We start from the raw sequence: 977 nt of genomic DNA, 5'->3' as shown, positions 1-977 counted from the left end.
CATCAAATATGTGTTAACCAACGAGTTCGTCACCGGGAGGGTACTAGAAGTCGATGGTGGAATGCGAATGTAATCTTAATAAGAGGACCAGCGATATCAGTGTTGCTGGTTCTTCCGTATTATTCTAGTGATCGTTAAAGCGCCACTTTAGTTTCACGTAATGTCCTCTTCCAACAGCGTTTATACGCTAGTTTTCATAACACACCCTGCTCAGTGACACGACGCAATTATCTCTTTTATCCAAAGTTGTGATGTTTTCGGGCAAAATAACCACAAAATCTATTGTTGCGTCAAAACTGAAATTATTCATTTGTCTCTTAAATGAGAAAATTCCTTTTATGGTTGAAAATTATTCTCTTTGTCTTTTTTGTGGGACGAAATCGTTTCTACATCGAAAGTTGGTGATTTATTATTCACTACAGAATGCATGGGAAAGCATGCGCGGTGTGACCATTGTCATTCACGTGCAAAATAATAATCAAAACTTCCCACCACACTGAAGTAACTACCCATCAGGGAATAATAATAATGTCACAATTTTATAAGCTCAGAGCGTTGTCGCTTGTGTTTTGGTTCGTGTTTTTGACGACCAAAGTCTACGCACAAAGCCCTGAGCCAAAAGGTAAGTTTCTGCAATCTCTTGAAGGGATTGAGAGCCAAATTTACGCGCTGCCACAAAGTTCACTAGCACAAATCGAATCATTAGAAGAAGACTCTCTACTGCAAAACCAGCCCAAGGATCTGTTGATTCGTTATTGGCTGGCGAAGTCGACTGTTCTTGAGTTGTTAGGGCGCGATAAAGAGAGCTTAGCAGTGGTAGACAAAGGGCTGAGTTTGACACCAGAACAAAGCCAAGAGCACTTGCTGTTCAAGCTGATCCAAATTCGAGCCATGATGGGCAATCGAGATATCGATACCGCGCTCTCGTCGTTGGATGCTTTGCTTGAAACGTCACGAGAAAAAGGTGACAAGAAATT

General features: G+C 41.4%; 1 pseudogene. It reads left to right on the top strand.

What is annotated here, in order from left to right:
• Nucleotides 1–528: 528 nt before the first annotated feature.
• Nucleotides 529–977, top strand: a pseudogene (locus R7Z50_RS25115) (GGDEF domain-containing protein); the annotation flags it as partial.

Source organism: Vibrio sp. 1249-1 (assembly GCF_033340495.1).
The sequence above is the reverse complement of the archived record's forward strand: the minus strand, read 5'-3'. Positions and strand labels throughout refer to the sequence as shown.